Origin of the sequence: Brevibacillus sp. AG (assembly GCF_028369215.1) — a bacterium.
Lineage (GTDB): Bacteria > Bacillota > Bacilli > Brevibacillales > Brevibacillaceae > Brevibacillus > Brevibacillus porteri.
On sequence record NZ_JAQMYO010000001.1, the window covers coordinates 469,611 to 489,218 of the forward strand.

General features: G+C 47.8%; 1 protein-coding gene. It reads right to left on the reverse strand.

Going from position 1 to position 19,608, the window contains the following annotated elements; all coding sequences use genetic code 11:
* Nucleotides 1–78: 78 nt before the first annotated feature.
* The gene (gene tycC / locus POF51_RS02100) at nt 79–19,542 is read right to left on the reverse strand and encodes a tyrocidine non-ribosomal peptide synthetase TycC (protein WP_069845047.1); all 19,464 of its coding nucleotides are present in this window, start codon (nt 19,540–19,542) and stop codon (nt 79–81) included.
* Nucleotides 19,543–19,608 lie beyond the last annotated feature (66 nt).

Below are 19,608 nucleotides of genomic sequence, written 5' to 3' on the forward strand. Positions count from 1 at the left end.
GCTCCTCTCCAAGGATGTAATGGATGAACTCCCCTTGGAAAACGTGTTCCCAAGGGGAATCATCACAAAGCCGCGACCTTATTTCAGAATGAACAGCTCTTGCAGGATGTCTCGGAGGATGGAGGCATTCATCGACACGTAATTTCCTCCCAGCATTCTGGAGTGGATTCCGTACCCTTCGTACGTCATCAGTCGTTTCGTAGCCTGTGCCCAAGCGGCTTCATTCCATTTGACTGCGACTAGATCTTCCTCGCCCGATTCCAGCTCTGATTGAATGAGATGGATCTCTGCGTTCGTTGCACCCGTATTGATCAGTTGATTGTGGTGCATGACGTAGCTGACTGTTTTTCGAATGAAGCTTTGCTTGACGAATTCATTTGCAGCGTACAAATTGAAGTCTTCTTGTGTCATGTTGAACATCTCGATGTTTTCTCCAATTTCGGCAAATAACTGGGCAATGTCACTCTCTGTTTCCGCCAGAGTCCTTTCCATCACCTTGTCTTTCCAGTATGAATCGAACAAGATGAGGTCGGTCACGACATATCCTTGGTTCTCCAGTTCTTTTGCAACATCAAACGCCAGATTGCCTCCTGATGAATATCCCATGAGCGTATACGGACCTTTTGGATCAATCGCCACGATGGCTTCGATGTACTGCTCAAGTCGATTGTCTTCTTCGATAAAATCAAAGCTATGCAGGGAAACGCCCTTGATTTCATCAGCAAGCTTCTGGTAATAGACGCTCTGGGCACCAATTGGCGTAAAGCAGAATACCTTTCTAGCCGTCTCTTCATTTAAGAGAATGGCTCTTCCGGAGTTGCCCTCAAAGTTCTTGTTCGTGATGAAATCCGCTACCTTCTCAATGGTTGGATGCTGGAAAATGAGGTTCAACGGCAATTCAATCTGCATGTACTCATACACCTTTGCAACCAGCAGCGTAGCTTTCAAGGAATGTCCACCCAGTTCAAAGAAATGGTCAGTGATGCCGATCGGTTCGATTCCCAAAACTTCCTGCCAAATGGATGCCAATTGATGCTCAGTCGCAGTTCTTGGTGCCACGAACTCACGTGTGGTCGCATCTGATGACTGTGGCTTCGGTAACGCTTTGCGATCCACTTTTCCATTGGCCGAAAGCGGCAGTTGATCCAACTGGACAAAATAGCTTGGAACCATGTACGCAGGCAGTTCCTTCGCCAGATGCCTTCTCAGCTCAGAAACGGATACCTCTGCTGCTGGAACAAGATACGCGCAAAGATACTGTCCGGCCGTTACGTCATCCTCATGCACAACCACCACTGCTTGATCGATGCCATCGTAAGCAAGTATGGTGCTCTCGATTTCCCCTATCTCGATGCGGTACCCTCTCACCTTCACCTGTTCGTCAGCCCTACCGATATAATCGATCGTGCCATCTGTCCGCCATTTCACCAAGTCACCTGTTTTGTACATGAACTCTCCTGGCACAAACGGATTCGGAACGAACTTCTCTTGTGTGAGCTCTGATTTATTCAAATAACCTCTTGCAAGTCCGGGTCCTCCGATGCATAGCTCTCCCACTACGCCGATCGGTTGCAAGTGATGTTGTGTATCTACGATGTAAACCTGTACATTGGCTAGCGGTCGCCCAATCGTGATGTCTTGCCCTGCTTCGATCGAACGAGAGATGGTAGTGACGACGCTGTTTTCGGTCGGACCGTATTCATTGTTGATCTCGATTGCTGGATGTTTTTCTTTCGTTTTTTGCACAAGCTGCGCAGGTAGTTTCTCGCCTCCCAATGTTACGCAACGCAGAGGAGTGAAATCTGCAGCGGTTGAGCAATCCAGAATCGCTTGGAACAGACTCGGTACACCGTAATAATGTGTGACTCCCGTTGAGGCAATCAGCTTTTTCAGCGCTACTGGATCTTTGGCTTCTTCCTCTCTCGGCAAGACGCAACTAGCACCACCGAGAAGCGGAGCGAACAAGCTGGCTACAAACCCATCGAAGGCAAAAGAGAATACCTGCAACGCCTTGTCACCCGGTCCGAATCCATACTCATCTCTTCTCCACTGCAAGCAATTGACGATTCCCTGATGTGGAATCATGACGCCCTTCGGCTTACCGGTCGTCCCCGATGTATAGATCACATAGGCGAGATCAGTCGGTTGATTGAGTGATGAGAGATTGGCGCCATCCATCTCGACGTCATGCTCTGCGTTCAGATCGAGCCAATCAAGCCCGCTCGACACGCGAGACAATAGTTCTGACAGATGAGACTGGCAGAGAAGCAGTGCTGCGTCGCTGTCCTCCAGCAAGTACTGAATGCGTTCTTGCGGATACGCCGGGTCGATCGGAACATACGCACCGCCTGCCTTTAAAATACCAAGGATGCCAATGATCATCTCTGGTGAACGCTCCGCCATGACTGCTACAAGACGATCAGGTCCAATTCCTTTGGTGCGCAGAACTCTTGCCAGTCTGTTGGCTCGTTCATTGAGCTCGCTGTACGTCAGTGACAGACCGTTAAAGAGAATAGCTTCCTGATCTGGCGTCTTCGCAACTTGCTCTTCGAATAATTGATGCAGCGTTTTGTCTTGTACATAGCTGACAGCTGTATCATTGAAATGCTCGAAAATTTGCTGCTTCTCCTCCGCCCTGAGCATGTCGATTTCACTCAAGCGGATATGTGGATTTTGCACAACGATTTGGGCAATAGCCATGAAGTGGTTGCTTAACCGTTCAATCGTCTCTCTCGTAAACAAGCTCGTGCTGTACTCCACGCCAATGCTAATCTCTTCACGCTCTTCTGTGGCAATCAGCGTCAAATCGAATTTGGAATGGTTGCCAGCCTGATCAGTCATGAAAGGAGCAAGTGTCAATCCGAGCAGATCGATGGAATCATCCGTGTTGTTCTGCACAGTAAACATAGTGTCAAAGAGCGGGTTTCTGCTTAAGTCTCGCGGAATGTCGAGTTTTTCCACCAGCTCCTCAAACGGATAATCCTGATGAGCGTAAGCGTCTAATGCATTCTGCTTGACTTCCAGCAACAACTCGGTGAATGTTTTCCCAGCATGCGGCTTGTTTCTCATCGCCAATGTGTTTACAAACATACCGACGATTGGTTCCAATTCAGCATGGGATCTGCCTGTAATCGGCGTACCGACGATGATGTCCTCCTGCCCGGAATACTTGGAAAGCAGTACGTTGTACGTCGCAAGGAGCACCATGTACAGCGTCGTTCCCGTTTCTCGAGCCAGCTGGTTCAAGCCTTCCATGAGTTGTTTACCCGTTCCGATGGTAAACTGATCCCCTGCGAAATTTTGAATGCTTGGTCGGGTGAAATCCGTTTGCAGGTTTAGTACTGGAATTTCGTCTGCAAACACTTGTGCCCAGTGCTCTTCTTGCTTGTTGAAAGCATCGGATTGGAAAAGCTCCTGTTGCCATACGGAGAAGTCCTTGTACTGGATTCGCAGTTCTGGCAAAACGTCCCCTTGGTACAGCTGCACTAAATCTGTCAGGAGAATACCAGAAGATACACCGTCGGAGATGCTATGATGCATGTCGGTAAAGAGCACATGACGATCTTCTCCGATTTGCAGCAGACGGACGCGAAGCAACGGCGCTACTCCCAGATCGAATGGCTGAACGAGGGTTGAAAGGACCTCTTGTGCCTGGTCTTCTGTGATCGTTGTATACGAAAGTTCAAAAGAAACTTCCTCGTGAACCTTCTGAACAGGTTCTCCATTTACAACGGCAAAAGACGTACGAAGACTCTCATGTCGCTCTATCAGCTGCTTGAACGCTGTCTCTAATCGTTCCGGTTCCAGCTTCCCTTCGATCAGCATGGTCGAAGGCATATTGTAGCTAATACCGACCCCTTCAAATTGATGGAGGATATACATGCGCTTTTGAGCCGATGAAACAGGATAATACTCTTGCGCAGGTGCTGGTTGAATCGAAATGACATATCCTCTTGCTGTCTCTTCGATGTGTGCAGCCAACTGTTGAATCGTCGGTTTTTCGAACAAAACACGAAGCGGAATATCGACTTGATATTCGTTATGCATGCTCGAAATCACACTCATCGCACGCAGGGAGTGACCGCCAATTGCAAAGAAATCATCCAGAATCCCTACTTGCTCCATATTCAGCACTTGCTCCCATACGCGGGCCAATTGCGCTTCCAACTCCGTACGAGGTGCTACGTAATCCGTCGTTCTAAGCATGGATACATCTGGCGCCGGCAAGGAACGTCTGTCGATCTTCCCATTTGCGGTTAGCGGCAGCGCTTCAAGCGTTACAAAATACGATGGAATCATCGCTTGAGGCAAATCTTTTAGCAATTCCTGGCGTACTTGTGCTGTGTCGATCTCGTGCTCTGCCACCATGTACGCGCATAAATACTTTTCTTGTCTGTGATCCTCTCTTGCGATGACAACTGCTTCCAAGATTCCGTCCAGCTTGCGTAGCTGTGTCTCGATTTCGCCCAGCTCGATACGGACACCCCTGATTTTCACTTGATGATCGTTACGACCCAAGAATTCCACATTGCCATCCGCGCGCCACTTCGCCAAATCACCTGAACGATACAGCAGTTCACCTGGCGCGAAAGGATTCGGTACGAACTTCTCCAGTGTTAGATCAGGTCTGTTCAAATAACCGCGTGCGACCCCTGCTCCACCGATGCACAACTCACCCACGACTCCAACAGGCTGAAGATTCAATTGTTGATCCATCACATACATTTGCATATTCGGCAGCGGTTTTCCGATCGGTACCGTTCCCGAGCGAATGGATGAGACATCGGTTTCTTCGTAATAGCTGGAATCGATGCACGCCTCTGTTACCCCATAACTGTTAACAATGCGTAACGAATGGCTGAATCTCGTGAGCAAGGTCTTGAAGTCTTCTGCTGGACAACTGTCTGCTCCGAGAATCAGGAGCTGCATCTGACTGATGTCTAGCTTGTTTTCGTAAATGTAATGCATCAATGGCATGATCAAAGCTGGTGTCGCTTCGAAAATAGTGATTTCATACCGCTTGATGATTTCGTACAAGGAAGCAGGGTCCATTTTAACCTCATTCGGGCAAATGACCAGCTGCCCTCCTGTGAGCAATGCTCTAGCAAAATCGCCAGTCGATACATCGAAGGCGAAGCTCGCCATTTGCAGCAAGCGAACCGGGAAGGTGTCCAAGTGATACTCATCCTGCCAGGCAAACGCGACATTCGCATAGCTCCGGTGTTCGATCACGACCCCTTTTGGCTTGCCAGTCGTACCAGAAGTATAAATGATGTAAGCCGCGTGTTCCGGAAGTGCCACAGGCTCCAGATTGCTCGCTTCTCCCTGGTACAACCCCTCTGCATCCAGATAGAGAGTCTCGTGAGGGAATGCAAGCTGCGTATTCAACTTTTGCAAGGTAAGGAACAGCTTCGCATCGCTATCTTCCAAAATGAATGCTTGACGCTCCAATGGATAGTCTGGATCAATCGGAACGTAGGCGCCGCCGGCTTTCAAAATACCGAGCGTCCCTACTACCATGTGCAACGAGCGGTCTACCATGATGCCGACCGTGCTCTCTGGCTTGACTCCCTTTTGGCGCAAAACACGTGCGAGCTGGTTTGCTTTTTCATTTAATTCCCGATACGTTAGCTGTTCATCCTCGAAGATGACAGCTACCTGGTTCGGTGATTTTTCGACCTGCTCTTCGAATAGCTCCTGGAACGTTTTATTCGTTGGATAAGCGGCTTTTGTTGCATTGAAATCATGCAGCATTTGCTCCATCTCATCTTTTGACAAAACACTGAACTCTGCCAGCTTGCTATCTGGATTCGCGATGATCGTCTTAAGGAGGTTGACGTAATGAGTTGCCATGCGATCGATCGATTCTTTTGCAAACAACTTCGTGCAATAGCTGAACTGCACGAGAAGCTCATCCTGTTGTTCCATCGCATCCAGAGCGATATCGAATTTCGCGATATTGCCATCTACCGGGTAAGGAGACATGTTGAGTCCTGCAATTTCTAATGCAGATGAGTCCGCAAGCCCCAGACTGAACATCGTATCGAACAGTGGATTTCGACTTAGATCGCGCCGCACTTGCAGCTTATCTACGAGATGTTCAAACGGATAATCCTGATGTTCAAACGCATGTAGCGCATTTTGTCTCACGTCACCCAAAAACTCGCGGAAGGTCAGGTCGCCTCCTGCCACATTTTTCAAAGCAAGCGTGTTGACGAACATGCCGACGATTCGTTCCACATCTGCGTGGGATCGACCTGCAATCGGTGTGCCGACTACAATTTCTTCCTGTCCTGCGTATTTGGACAGCAGCACATTGTAGGCTGCCAAAAGCACCATGAACAGTGTTGAGCCTGTATTTGCAGCGAGTTGTCTTAATTCCACAAGCAATTCATTTCCTGTAACGATCGCTACTGTGTCGCCTTCGAAGCTTTGAACAGTAGGTCTTGGGAAGTCATTTGGCAGGTTGAGTAACGGGATCTCCCCTGCAAAGACATTCGTCCAATAATCCTCCTGTTTTTGGAAACGCTCAGACTGGGACAGCTTCGTTTGCCAAGCAGCAAAATCTTTATACTGGATGCGCATGTCAGGGAGCTGCTTTTCTTCGTACAAGCTCGCAAACTCCTTGGCGATGACTGCAAGCGAAACGCCATCCGAGATAATGTGGTGCATATCCATGAAGAACAAATGTCGTTCTGCTCCCAGTTTGATCAAGTCAACCCGGAACAACGGAGCCACTTCCAGATCAAACGGCTGGACCAACTCCTGAATGCGTTGCTCTACTTGGTCTTCTGTCGCCTCGGAAATACCGATGAGAAGTGCGACATCCTCATGTACTCGTTGTACGGGTTCCCCGTTTATCGAATGGAAGGATGTTCGCAAGGATTCGTGTCGTTTTACCAGTGTTCGGATCGCATGTTCAAAGCGTTCGTAATCCAAATGGCCATCAATTATCAGCACATTTGGCACGTTGTAGCTAATCCCGCTTCCTTCAAACTCATGCAGGATGTACATTCTTTTTTGTGCAAACGAGACTGGATAATAATCTGCTTGCTCTACTGGTTCAATGGTCTCGAACTGTTCAATCTCACTCGCGGTGATATACCCAACGAGTTCATGGATCGTAGGAGATTCAAACAGTGCTTTTAACGGAAGCTCAACCTGAAATGCTTTGTGCACCTGCGTGATCACATTCATGGCTTTCAGGGAATGTCCGCCCAGTTCAAAGAAGTTGTCGTGAATGCCTATCGCATGAATACCCAGTACCTCTTGCCAAATTTCAGCCAGCTTCGTCTCAGTCGCATTTTGTGGAGCGACATATGTGGAGCTTTGAACCCGATCACCAGTTGGTTCAGGCAATGCTCTTCGATCGAGCTTTCCGTTTGCAGTCAAAGGCAGTTTATCCATTTGGACATAGAAGGCTGGCACCATGTAGCTAGGCAATTCTTTGGAAATCGCTTCTCTCAACTCTGCTGCGTCGAGTTCCGTTTCTGGAACAAAGTAAGCGCAAAGAGCTTTTTGGCCGTTCGTATCATCCATCACCGTAACGACAGCTTCTTTTACCTTTGCCAGATTGGTGAGAACGGTCTCGATTTCCCCAAGCTCGATCCGATAGCCTCTGATCTTTACCTGTTGGTCGATACGTCCCAAATACTCAATTGTTCCATCCGCCTTCCATCTCGCCAAATCCCCTGTGCGGTACATGTTTTCACCAGAAACAAACGGATTCGGAACAAACTTCTCGGCAGTCAATTCTGGCTTGTTCAAATAACCTCTGGCTACCCCGTCTCCACCTACGCACAATTCACCCGGCACCCCAATTGGCTGCGGCTGATTGTAGCGATCCACGATATACGTAGTGGAGTTCGTGATCGGCTTCCCAATCGGAATATTGTCTTCGAATTCCTTCTCAATCAAATAGCATGTAGAGAAAGTAGTGTTCTCTGTCGGGCCGTATCCGTTCCAAATTTCCAGAGCGGGATGGGCGCTGTTAACTTTGTTGATGTGTCTCGGAGACAGTGCTTCGCCACCGACGATTAACGCACGCAAGCCATCAAACATCGCCGGGTTATCTTGCGAAAGCTGGTTAAACAGTGGTGAAGTTAACCACATCGTTGTAATCCGATTCTCTCGCAGGAAGCTGCCCAGCTTCTCCGCATCCAACAGAACATCCTTGGTAACCAGGAACAAGCTAGCACCATGCAACAGAGCTCCGAAAATCTCAAACGTCATGGCGTCGAAGCCAATAGCGCCCGTTTGAATCATGCGATCTTCTTCGCGTACTTGAACGTAATTCGTATTTTTCACCAATCGGGTGACATTGCGATGCTCGACCATGACTCCTTTTGGTTTGCCCGTTGAACCCGACGTGTACATCACATAGGCCAAGTCTTTGGCATCATTGAAATTAGCTAGGTTGCTGGCATCTTCTTTCTCCAGGCTCTCGTCTTCCAAAATGATTGGAATGAGACCTTCTTCGACGAGATGCAACAGATGTCTTTGAACAAGGACAACCTTCACGCCGCCATCTTCAAGCATGTAAGAAATGCGCTCGGATGGATGCTCTGGATCAATCCCCAAATAGGCGCCTCCCGCTTTGATGATCCCCATTATGCCTGTGATCATCTCGAGAGAACGATCTGCGATCAGTCCGACCACGGAATCCTTCCCGATTTCCTCACGGCGAAGAGCACTTGCGATCTGATTCGCTTTTTGGTTCAGCTCCCGATACGTCAGCATCTGTTCGTTCATCACAACTGCCGTATGCTCGGGCGTTCTTTCCACTTGCTCCTCGAACAGCTCTTGAATCGTGCCTTCGCGTGGATACGCGGCAAACGTATTGTTGAATGCAACAGTTACAAGGTGTTTTTCTTCCTCACCGAGCAAGTTGATTTGACGCAACGCCGATGTTTGGTCTGCAATGACTCCTCGCAGCACCTGGAGGAAATGACCTGCCATTCTTTCAATCGTGTCTCTTTGGAACAATTTCGTGGAGTACACGAGACCAAAATGAATTCCTGTCTCATCTTCATGCGCTTCCAGTGTGAGATCGAATTTGGCGTTGCCTTGCTGTCCATCTCCGGAGTAGGCTTCAAATTTCAGCCCATCCAGCTCATAAGCTTTTTTGTCCAGGTTTTGCAAAATAAACATGGTGTCAAACAGCGGGTTTCTGCTGAGATCCCTCTGGATTTCCAGTTTTTCGACCAGTGCTTCAAACGGATAATCCTGGTGGGCATATGCTTGCAGCGTATTCTGTTTGACATCTTCCAAAAATGCCTGGAACGATTTCGTTCCGTCAGGGTAGTTACGCAAAGCCAATGTATTGACAAACATTCCCAAGACTTTTTCTACATCCGCATGAGATCTGCCAGCGATCGGTGTTCCCACTACGATGTCTTCTTGGCCGCTGTATTTGGAAAGGAGCACATTGTAAGCCGCTAGCAAGACCATAAACAGCGTGGTTTGGTTCTCATGAGCGAGCTTGTATAAATCGTCCATCAGCGTTTTGTCTGTTTGGAACGAAATGCAATCTCCCTCAAAGCTTTGAACCATCGGACGAGAATAATCGGCAGGCAGATTCAGTACCGGAATGTCACCCGCGAAGGACTTCAACCAGTAGTTCTCGTGCTTTGTATAGATGTCTGTTTGGAACAGATCAGTCTGCCAGACAGCAAAATCTTTGTATTGAACAGCAAGCTCTGGCAAATTCTCGTTCCGATACAGTTTCGAGAATTCTTCCATGATGATTCCGACAGAGACTCCATCCGAAATGATGTGATGCATATCCATCAGGAAGAGATGTCGCTTCTCTCCCAAGCTGAAGAGTCCGACCCTCAACAACGGAGCCTTCTGTAGATCAAATGCTTGCACAAATGATTCGATGGTTTGCTCGACTTGGTCTTCCGTCAAATCCTCATAGCGCACATCCAGTTCGACTGCCTCATGTACACGCTGAACAGGCTCGCCATTCACTGTGTGGAAGGATGTTCGCAACGATTCGTGTCGATTAACTAGCCCATGTATCGCGGTTTCAAAGCGTGCACGATCCAGATCGCCTTCGATATACATCACGCTTGGCATGTTATAGACTGTGCCGGTGCCTTCAAACTGGCGCAGGACAAACATCCTTTTTTGTGCAGAGGAAACAGGATAGTACGCTTGCCACGGTACAGGCTGAATCGGTACATGTGTGTCTTTTCCACTTGTCTCGATATACTGGGCCAATGCCTGGATGGTAGGTGTCGCAAAGAGTACTCTGAGTGGAAGCTCGACTTGATACTCTCGATGGATCTGTGCGGCGAGCGACATGGCTTTCAAGGAATGCCCACCTAGCTGGAAGAAGTTGTCGAGAATACCGATGTCGTTTACCCCAAGCACACGTTCCCAAATCTCTACCAGACTGCTTTCCACAGGACTTGCTGGCGCCACATATTCTGCTCCCGTTACAGGTCTGCCTTCTGGTTCTGGCAAGGCTTTCCTGTCGATCTTTCCATTAGGTGTAAGCGGGAGAAGATCGAGCTGGACCAAGTGCGCAGGAATCATGTAAGACGGCAAGCTTTGAGACAGATACGACCACAGACTCGAGACTTCAAGCTTTTCTTCTGCCGTGTAATAAGCAGCAAGCGACGATTGGCCCTGTTGGTCCTCATGGACAATCACAACTGCCGAAGTCAGCTTTTCAAAGGAGAGCATAACCGACTCAATCTCGCCGATTTCAATCCGATATCCCCTTACTTTTACCTGTTCATCCAAGCGACCGACAAATTCAATCGTTCCGTCAGGGAGCCACTTTCCAAGATCGCCAGTCTTGTACATGCGATCGCCTTCCAAATAAGGATGGGAAACGAACTTCTCTGCTGTGAGTTCCGGCTTGTTCCAATATCCACGTGCCAAACCGTGGCCACCGATGCAAATTTCCCCGACGACGCCGATTGGCTGTAGCTGATGGAATTTGTCCACGATAAAGATGCTGGTATTAGCAATAGGACGTCCGATCGTTATCGCAGAATCTAGTTGCGAAATTCGCTGCGAGGTGGCGACGACACTGCTTTCAGTCGGACCGTATTCATTGACGATGACCAATTGCGGATTGTGCTGATTGCTCTTCTCAACGAGCTGAGCAGATACTTTTTCGCCCCCAAGTGTGACCGTTTGCAGGGAACTGATATCCGCAGCAGAGCTGCATTCCAATATAGCTTGGAACAAACTTGGCACGCATGTCATTTGGGTGCATCTCGCAGCTGCAATAAGGTTTCTGAGAGATACAGGGTCTTTGGCTTCAGCATCCTCCGCCAAGACGACGGTTGAACCGGAAAGGATCGGTGTAAAGAAGGAAAGAACAAAGGCATCAAACGCAAAGGATAGGGGCACAAGACTTCTATCATCGACGCTAAACTGATACTCCTCTTTCTTCCACAACACGCTGTTGACAATGCCACGATGCTCGATCATTACTCCTTTTGGCTTGCCTGTTGTCCCTGATGTGTAGATGACATAAGCCAAATCGGAAGCGGTTTGAATCTGCTCGAGATTCGAACGGTTGGGAGAATAGTTCTTCTCCTCCTCCAGATACAAGCATTCCGCGCTCACACTAGAAGCTAGCTTAGCTCCAAGATGTGTTTGGGTAAGCACGAGACGTGCTTCGCAATCCTCCAGCATGTAGGCTACACGATCTTCCGGATATTCAGGATCGATCGGCACGTAGGCTCCACCTGCTTTCAAAATGGCCATGATTCCCACAACCATTTCCACAGAACGGTTTGCCATGATTCCTACGAATTGGTTAGCCTTTACTCCCCGTTCACGCAAGGTAACGGCAAGCTGATTTGCTCGCTCATTCAATTCGTGATAGGACATCTGCTTATCGCCGATTTCAACCGCAGCAACCTGTGGTGTTTTTTCCACTTGCTCCTCAAATAGCTCATGGAGTGTCTTGTTCTGCGGATATTCCTTATGCGTATGGTTGAATTCTACTAACAAGCGATGCTTTTCTTCATCGGAAAGCATCGTGATTTCAGACAAGGTAATGGCTTGTTGCTCAATAACGGCATGAAGGATTCGGATGAAATGTGCCGCTATTTTTTCAATCGTTTTTCGTGTAAACAATTTGGTGCAGTAATCAAGACTAAAGACAATCTCCTCATCTTCTTCATACGCCTCTAATGACAGATCAAACTTGGCCTGATTCACTTCTGCCATATAAGGTGTAAACGTCAGTTGCTCCATTTCGAACGGCTTTTGATCCATATTTTGCAAGATAAATACGGTGTCAAACAAAGGATTGCGGCTTAGATCCCGTTGAATGTTCAGCTTATCGATCAGCTCATCCAGTGGGTAATCCTGATTCTCAAAGGCTTTCAGCGTATTGTTTTTCACTTCTGCCAAAAAGCTAAGGAAGGTCTTATCCCCCACAGGCTCGTTTCGCAAAGCCAGTGTATTGACAAACATACCGATGATCGAATCCGTTTCTGCATGGGACCTGCCAGCAGTAGGCGCACCAACAATAATGTCCTCTTGTCCAGCGTATTTGGAGAGAAGTACATTGTAGGCAGCCAACAGAACCATGTAGAGCGTAGCTCCTGTACCATGGGCAAGTCGATTCAATTCTTTTTTCAAAAGGGCACCAGAGCTGAAAACAAATCGCTCACCCTCGAAGCTTTTCACAGAAGGTCTCGGATAATCCGTTGCAAGATTTAATACAGGAATTTCGCCCGTAAAAGTATCGATCCAATAGGCTTCCTGCGCAGCAAACTCTTCTCTCTCGAACCATTGATTCTGCCAATGGGCAAAGTCCTTGTACTGAATGCTCAGTTCTGGCAGCTCTTCCCCGTGGTAAAGCTGAGCAAGCTCTTGAACAAGGATGCCAATAGATACACCATCCACCACAATATGGTGCAAATCCAGCATGAAAAGATGGCGTTCCGGAGCCAGTTTGACCAGTCCAGCGCGAATCAGAGGAGCTTTTTCCAAATCAAACGGTTGAATAAATTGCTCGACGATTTGTTTAAGCTCTCCCTCTGTTGACTCCATCAACGAGATTTCCAGCTCGACATCTTCATGTACGCGCTGAACAGTCTCTCCTTTCATGGAGTGGAACGAGGTACGCAGAGATTCATGGCGTCTCACCAGACTCTTGAGCGCTTGCTGCAAACGCGCTGTATCCAGCTTGCCATCGATGTACAGGATGCCCGGCATGTTGTAGCTGATGCCTGCACCTTCCATTTGTCGGAGAATAAACATTCTCTTTTGTGCAGAAGACACCGAGTAATACTCCTGCTTTTGGACAGGTTCAATCGTCGTATACTTGCCTTTGCTAGCAGTCGCGATGTATAACGACAAGTCAGCGATGGTAGGCGATTCAAACAGTGTTTTCAACGGCACATCTACTTGAAGGGTGCGATGGATCAAAGAGATGACGTTCATCGCCTTCAAAGAGTGTCCGCCCAACTCGAAAAAATGATCGTGGACCCCGATTTGGTTCACGCCAAGTACACTTTGCCAAATATCTGCGAGCGTGGCTTCCACTTCATTGCGCGGCGCTACATACACGGTTTCAGATGAGGATGCTCCCTCAGGTTGAGGCAATGCTTTGCGATCTACCTTGCCATTTGCCGTGAGCGGCAGCTTCTCCAAATAAACAAAATAAGAAGGAACCATATAAGATGGCAAATGGGAAGCCATGTAAGCTCTCAGGTCGGCTGTCTTGATTTCCTGATCGGAAACGATATAGGCGTACAAGTTGTTTTGCCCTTTTTCATCTGGACGAGCAAGGACAATGGCCGTTTTTATCCATTCATGCTGCAAAAGCCTTGCTTCGATCTCACCCAGTTCGATCCGGTGGCCTCTGATTTTTACCTGATGGTCGATGCGTCCGAGATATTCCACGTTGCCGCAGGCTAGGTACCTGACCATGTCGCCAGTACGGTACATCCTGCTATCCGGTTCAAACGGATTGTCAATGAAGCTGGCTGTTGTCAGTTCTTCACGATTCCAGTAGCCGCGGGCCAAACCATCGCCAGCAATGCACAGTTCCCCTGCAACCCCTACAGGCTGGAGCTGGTTGCTCGCATTTACGACGTACAAACGGACGTTATCAATCGGTTTGCCAATGGGAATCGCGCCATACTCCGGCAAACGAGGGCAAATCCAGTATGTCGCATCAATCGTGGACTCGGTTGGGCCATAGAGGTTAACCAACTGTGCCGTTTGAGTCTCGTAAAAGCGCGAAACAAGTGCAGGTGTCAATGCTTCTCCACCGCAGAAAACGCGTTGCAAGCTCGTGCAAGAGCTCCATGCCGGTTCGGTCATGATCAGGTCCAGCAAGGAAGGAACCATCTGTAAAGTCGTGATCTTCTCCTCGCTGATCATACGAGTCATGTACTCGATGTCACGATGTCCGTCTGGCTTTGCAAGGACCAGGCGTCCCCCCGTGATCAGTGGCAAATAAAATTCCCATACGGAAGCATCGAAGGAAAACGGGGTTTTTTGCAAGACAGCATCCTCTGTAGTCAGTGGGAAGGCATTCTTCATCCAAAGCATGTGATTGCAAATCGCTTGATGCGCGATCATAACCCCTTTGGGATTTCCGGTCGATCCAGATGTATAGATGACATAGGCCAAGTCATCCCGGCCAGAGACATGGTCAAGATTGGTGTCGTCACCTGCATAAATCGCTTCATCATCTACGTCGATGATTTCTCCTGCATACTCTACTGTTTCTTTCAAATGACTTTGTGTCAGTAGAATCGGAGCTTTACTGTCGCTGAGCATGTATTGGATTCTTTCTGGCGGATAAGTAGGATCAATTGGCGTATACGCGCCACCTGCTTTTAACACGGCCAACATGCTCACGACCATCCCGATAGAACGGTCTACCATAATTCCGATCAGTGTATCTGGTTGCGTTCCTTTGCTCCGCAGCAAACGAGCTACTTGATTGGCTCGGGCGTTCAACTGTCGATAGGTTAAGGCGTATCCGTCATAGGCTACAGCTACTTGATCTGGCGTAAGCAATACTTGCTCTTCAAACAATTGGTGCAAAACCTGATCAGCGGAACGTTCGACAAAAGTATCGTTGACGTTCAGAATGAGGGCACGTTTTTCTGCTTCTGTCATCATGTCGATTTCTGCTAACTTGGCATTCGGTTGTGCAGGAATGGTACGCAAGATTTCCAGATAATGATGGGCCATTCTTTGGATGGTTTCTTTCTTGAATAGCTTCGTTCCAAATGCGAATTGGAATTGAATGTCAGATTGCGATTCACTCGCATTCAAAGCAAGATCGAACTTTGAAATTTTGTTAAATATCTCATACGGAGCTGCTGTCAGCTGCTCGATTTCCAGCGACTGCTGATTCGCATTTTCCAAAGAAAACATGGTGTCAAACAAAGGATTTCGGCTAATGTCACGTTGAATGGCCAGCTTTTCCACCAGCTCTTCAAATGGATAATCCTGATTGTCATAGGCCGCTAGCGCATTTTGTTTCACTTCTTGCAAGAAGCGGGTAAAGGTTTTGTCGCTCGCAGGATGATTTCTCATGGCCAACGTATTCACAAAGATCCCCATGATGTTTTCCACATCGGCATGAGAACGACCAGCGACAGGCGTACCCACAATGATATCCTCTTGGCCGGAATACTTGGACAGCAGTACATGGTAAGCCGCAAGCAAGACCATATACAGGGTTGTACCTGTATCTGCTGCTACCTTGCGCAAACGCTCTGTCAATTCTTTTCCTGCGTCAAAAAGAACAAGATCCCCTTCAAAGCTTTGAATGGTTGGACGTGGATAATCAGTCGGCAGATTGAGCAAAGGAATTTCATCAGCAAACGTATTCAACCAGTGGAGCTCCTGCTTCTTGTACACGTCCGTCTGGAACAGCTCATTTTGCCAGGCAGCGAAATCCTTGTATTGGAGAGAAAGAGGCTGCAAGGCTTCCCCTTGGTACAACTTGGCAAATTCACTCAGTAAAATTTGGGATGAAACACCGTCCGAGATGATATGGTGCATGTCGAGCAGGAACAAATGACGGTCTTTGCCCAACTTGACCAAGCCTGTTCGAATCAACGGAGCGGTTCCGAGATCAAATGGACGGACAAAATCGCGCATGATCTGCTCCGCCTTGTCTTCCGTTGACTTCAGCATCAGGGTTGGTACTTCTACCTCATTATGCACTTTCTGTACAGGCTCACCATCGATACGGTGGAAGGAGGTGCGCAAGGCTTCATGGCGCTCCGCCAGTCGTTGGACCGTGCTAGCAAAACGATTGTAATCCAGCTTTCCTTCCAGCAACATTGCTCCCGAAATGTTATAGCTGATGCCACTTCCTTCAAATTGCTGAAGGATGTACATTCTTTTTTGAGCAGAAGATACGGGATAAAATTCTTTTACCTCAACCGGTTGAATAGCTGTGTACTTGCTTTTCCCCGATCTCGAGATAAAAGCAGCGAGCTGAGATACGGTCGGATTCTCGAACAGTGCCTTTACTGGCAAATCCACTTCCAACGCTTTAGAGACTTGAAAGATGACTGTCATAGCCTTCAGTGAATGTCCGCCCAAATCAAAGAAATGATCGTGAACGCCTACTCGGCTAACCCCCAGGGCCTGCTGCCAAATTTCAGCCAATTTTGTTTCCGTTTCATTCTGAGGAGCAACGTACGCTGTTCCCGTTACAACTGCACCGTCAGGCTTCGGCAATTTCTTCCGCTCTACTTTTCCATTGGCTGTCAGCGGAATTTCCTCCAAACGGACAAAGAAGGACGGGATCATGTAGGAAGGAAGTGTACTTCCCAGATGCTCTCTCAACTCCGATACGGTCAACTCCTGCTCGGAAACAATGTAGGCATACAGCACATTTTGACCACTGTCATCCTTGTCAGCGATGACGACAGCTTCCTTGATCCATTCATGCTGCGTCAAACGCGTCTCAATTTCGCCCATCTCAATCCTATGCCCACGAATTTTGACTTGATGGTCGATTCTTCCCAAGTATTCCATATTGCCGTCGGGCAGCCATTTCGCCAGATCGCCTGTTCGATACATTTTGGTCCCCGGACGGAACGGATTATCGATGAACTTTTCCTGAGTCAGATCTGGTCTATTAAAATATCCTTTGGCTACGCCATCTCCAGATATATACATCTCGCCAATGGAGCCAACGGGTATTGGCTGCATAGAGGAATCGAGCAAATAAAGCTGTACGTTGTCTGCAGGGACTCCGATTGGTACCGATTCTTGGATGGGTTTTTTAGGGTCATACAAATAAATCATGCAGCCCACAACCGTTTCGGTAGGTCCATACTCATTGAAAATCTTGACATTCTGTCCAAAGTTCTCATAGATTCTCTTCGCCAATTGGGTTGGCAAGTTCTCACCACCGACGATAAACCGTCGGATGCTGCTGTTTGTTCCATCTATTTCTTCAATGAGCTTCAAATGTGTAGGCGTCAGCTTGATGATTCCCACTTGATTATCTTGGATGATGTCTAAAATGACCTGTACTTTATCTGTTCCTCTGTAGACATAGATCGTATTGCCTGACAGAAGCGGCGTGAAGATCGAGGTGACAGTCAAATCAAACGAAATGGAAGAGTATAGCGGAAAGTCTACAGCTTCCCCTTGGACATACTCCTTGTTAGCCCACCATATGTAATTGACTAGACCTCGGTGGGTAATCATCGCGCCTTTTGGATTCCCCGTGGACCCGGAAGTATAGATCATGTACGCCAAATCGTCCGGTGTGCATGCTGTGTCAAGATCTGTACTGTCTCCTTCAAACATGGAAGGATTGTCTAGGTAGAGGATGTCACCTTCAAACTCGACTTTTTCTTGAAGATGAGACTGTGTCAAGAGAATCGTCGTCTGACTGTCATCCAGTAAATACTGAATTCTCTCTATCGGATACTCGGGATCAATCGGCAAATAGGCGCCGCCTGATTTTAGAACTGCCATAATAGCCACGATTAGCTCGAGTGAATGCTCCGCCATAATGGAGACGATACTGCCTTGGGTAATTCCTTTCCCACGCAGAGCTCTGGCCAACTGGTTGGAACGCTCCTGAAGCTCCCGATAAGTAAAGCGATCTTCACCGCAAACAACCGCAACTTTCGAAGGCGTCTGTCTTGCTTGCTCCGCGATCAGCTCGAAAATCATTTTGTCGCGTGGATAATCGGCGGTCGTGTCGTTATAAGCTACCAGCAATTGCTGTTTTTCCTCATCCGTGATGATTCCGATATCTTCAAGCAGTACATTCGGATTGTGAATGACCTGCTCAATGATCGTTTTCAAGTGCGCTTCTACTCGGTTCATGAATGACTCCTCATAAACCGATGCATTATAGCTCAACTTCACATACATCTCATTCGAAGGTGCGACCGCTACTACAACGTTAAAATCATAGGAGGTCTGTTCTTCCCCATTTTCCACGTTGAATTGAAAGCCTAAGGAATCTTCCAGATCATTCAAACCACTATCCGGGTAATTTTCATACGTTACCAAATGATCGATTAACTCCTGTTTCAGTACCGTCTTGCTCTGAATTTCGTACAGCGGAGCGAAATCATAAGAAGCAGAAGCCAAGGCTTGCTTCTGAACTGTTTTTAGCAGCCCACTAAAGGTTAGTTTTTTATTCGTTTGCACGCGGGTTGGAATCGTGTTAATGAACAATCCAACCATGCTCTCAATCCCCTGGATCCCTGGCGGACGACCTGACACAACCGAACCGAATACCACATCGTCCGAATTTTTGTACTTGCTCGCCAAAATACCCCACAGAGATTGAAACACGCTGCTCATCGTAGCCTGATTCTGATTGGCAATCTGCATCAGCTGCTGAGTCTTCTCAGGTGCGACGGTGAAAAGATTCTCCACATGGACATAATGGCCATCTTCCGCTACATTCTTCTTTTTAGGGAAATCAGCCTGATGGTCATAGCCTTCCAGGTAGTTCTGCCAGTAAGTAAGTGCTTCTTCTTTGTTTTGCTTATCCAGCCATTTGATGTATTCGCTGTATGGTTTGGTCGCTTCTCGCGGAACAGCCTCGCCTTTACGAATTGCGGCATAGTACCCGAGTAGCTTATGGAGCAACACGCCCAAAGACCAACCGTCGACGATGATATGGTGGAATGCCCAAACGAACTGATATTGGTTCTCCCCCGTTTGGAAAATGGCTGCTTTCATCAAGACGTCTTTCGTCAGCTCAAATGTATGATGCTGGCTGGTATACGCTTTTATGTATTCGTTCTGATCATCTATTGGCAAATGCGCAATGTTTTCGAAATGAACGGTAACTTTTCTCTCTTTAAAAACAACCTGTCGAGGTCGCTGCAGATTTTGATAAACAAACACAGTTCGCAAAACCTCATTGTTCTCTACGAGCTTGTTCATGCTCTCTTCAAAAATGGGCAGGTGAAAATCACCTTGGAGCTTTGCGGACATCTGGAGGCAGTAGGCGCTGCTGTCCGTATCTTTGACAGCATGAAACAACATACCCTCTTGCAATGGGGTTAACGGGTAAATTTTTGCAATATTCTCTTGCTTATTCATTCTGCACCTCAACTCTGTGATTTATCGATTTATAGAGGGTTCCTCCAATAAAAGCGAAATGACACA